Source organism: Microcystis sp. BLCC-F209 (assembly GCF_041928595.1).
Lineage (GTDB): Bacteria > Cyanobacteriota > Cyanobacteriia > Cyanobacteriales > Microcystaceae > Microcystis.
The window spans coordinates 1-2,267 of sequence record NZ_JBHFLL010000127.1 but is presented as its reverse complement, the minus strand read 5'-3'; the positions used below and the strand labels follow the sequence as shown (position 1 = coordinate 2,267).

Below are 2,267 nucleotides of genomic sequence, written 5' to 3'. Positions count from 1 at the left end.
TTTTTTATGGGCAGATATTTTAAAACTGTCTCTTGAAGCTAATTATGATGATTATCTTGAAAAAAAATGATAATTAGACAGAAGTTCTCTTGTTCACATAGAGAACTTTATCTTCTTTTGTTTTCAAAATGAGAATTGCTGGGACACAAAGATCGATCGATCCTATGTCAATTAAACTTATCACACAGAACCTAGAAGAGCCGCAAAGTTTTCACCTAACACTGTCTCCCTTGGACAAAAGTGAAGTTAACTATAGGGTAGAGACTGGATAGCCTCTCTTCCTCGCTTTCGCAACTGGAGAGAAACTAAACGGTTTTGTCAGCTTGCCAGTGAGACTTGAAGGAAAATGTTTTTACAGCCTAGACTTTAAGATAAAATTATATCCAACTGGATGCAGTATAGGAGTTTACCCAATGTCTAACGAAACTGTTACTTATTCCCTAGAAGCTGTCCTCACAAGGATTGAGGGAAAGATCGATAAGATTGATGAGCGCTTGACAAAAGTAGAAATAGGATTAACCGATCTCAAAGGGGATATTAAAGTGTTAGACGAGAAAATCGAAGGCATGGACAATCGGCTAATATCAGTAGAGGGAACCCAAAAAAATCAGGTCTGGACATTGATTATCCTTTTGGGGAGTGCCATTTTTACGGCCGCTTGGAAAGTATTTTTTTCCAGCAATATCTGAGTTCTTCAATTCTCAACAAGACTACAGTTAACCGCTCCTGAAAGAAAATGTTTTCAAAGCCTAGACTAACATAAAATTATATCCAAACGGATGCAGTATAGGAGTTTACCCAATGTCTAACGAAACTGTTACTTATTCCCTAGAAGCTGTCCTCACAAGGATTGAGGGAAAGATCGACTCGCTTGAGAAGCGGGTTAACGAAAGATTTGATAAGGTAGAAGACCGGTAAACCAAAGTAGAAATAGGATTAACCGATCTCAAAGGGGATATTAAAGTGTTAGACGAGAAAATCGAAGGCATGGACAATCGGCTAATATCGGTAGAGGGAACCCAAAAAAATCAGGTCTGGACATTGATTATCCTTTTGGGGAGTGCCATTTTTACGGCCGGTTGGAAAGGATTTTTTTCCAGTAATATCAGGGTAAGACCATCTCAATTAGGCTTGACAAAAGGCTTTCAGCACAGCGATCATATAGTTATTATCCATGGCCGCCCGTTTACTTTTTTGTGCCAGACTACGTCGGTAAGTCGATTCTTGGTTAAGAGCGTTAAGTGCTAGTCGTCTCAAGAAGGCTCCCATTACGAGGGCTGTGGCCGGAGCGAATCCGACATTGATCCTCATGAAAAGTAACATCTAAAATCCAATGAGACTGATTTTCAATGCCTCAATGTTTACGAATAGCATTACCTATTTTTTGAGCATCAGCAGCAAGATAACTGAGATAAAATTGGACTTCACAAGTGGTTTTATGACTGGGATGACGAACTCGTTTAACCATGATAATACTTTGAATTACTAGCGATTGAGCTTGTTGATAAAGACCGCCGAAAGCTTCTAAGGAGACAGCCGAACACCAACGTTTTTCGAGGCGATGATGACCTTTTTCCAGACGGTAATCATAAATAAATTGAATGCCATCAAATTGATGTGCTTGATCTGGCTCAAACCAGTTTTTAACCTGAGTATAAAGAGTCGGATGATTAGCTTTAAGGGCGATAACGTAGTCAGCTTTTTTGGCTTGAATATGATTAATAATCGCCGTTTGAGTTCCCATAGCATCTAGGGTGATAATTGCCCGTTGAAGAGCTAACAGTTCCAGTAAAGCGGGAATAGCGGTAATCTCATTTGCTGCTATAACTGCTAAAATAGCAATGACTAAAATATCGGTTAATAAATGTTTTTGGTTTCGGGACACTATCGAGTCACGAATATCTTGAAGATAAGTCAATAAACTAGCTTGAATGTCATTGATTGATGTTAAAGGAAGCTCAGGTTTTAGTTGAGCTTTATTTCCGGTGGGGAGGCAAAACCTTTACCCATGAGCTATTTCCTCATTAATTTTCATGAACAACAGTGAGACTAAGGCTAATGATAAATTATACTACATCTGGTTATTAAAAACTGATTATTTATTTCCCCTTTTGCCTTAAGTAGCCTATACCTGAACTTCCCCCATACATATATACTATAATAGCCGAAAACCCTTATCCATCAATGGATGCACCCCCTTAACTTTTCTTAATGTACCCATGTAATTTGTAACATTTCTTAATGGACAAGAATTCTCTCCATTTGCT

The 2,267-nt window shown here is 38.5% G+C and carries 1 protein-coding gene and 2 pseudogenes; 2 read left to right on the top strand and 1 reads right to left on the bottom strand.

Annotation, left to right across the window (positions count from 1 at the left end; all coding sequences use genetic code 11):
- Positions 1–413: 413 nt before the first annotated feature.
- Positions 414–689 (top strand): polyhydroxyalkanoate biosynthesis repressor PhaR, encoded by a 276-nt coding sequence (locus tag ACE1AQ_RS08025; RefSeq protein WP_106908531.1) that lies wholly within the window; start codon positions 414–416, stop codon positions 687–689.
- 112 nt (positions 690–801) lie between these two features.
- Positions 802–1,107 (top strand): annotated as a pseudogene (locus ACE1AQ_RS08020) (polyhydroxyalkanoate biosynthesis repressor PhaR); the annotation flags it as partial.
- Positions 1,108–1,125: 18 nt separating this feature from the next.
- Here the strand turns inward: ACE1AQ_RS08020 and ACE1AQ_RS08015 are convergent.
- Positions 1,126–2,010 (bottom strand): annotated as a pseudogene (locus ACE1AQ_RS08015) (ISAs1 family transposase).
- Between the last annotated feature and the right edge of the window lie 257 nt (positions 2,011–2,267).

Bases quoted from the DNA above. Each gene is read 5' to 3' on its own strand.
- ACE1AQ_RS08025 (WP_106908531.1), top strand. From the start codon at position 414: ATGTCTAACGAAACTGTTACTTATTCCCTAGAAGCTGTCCTCACAAGG.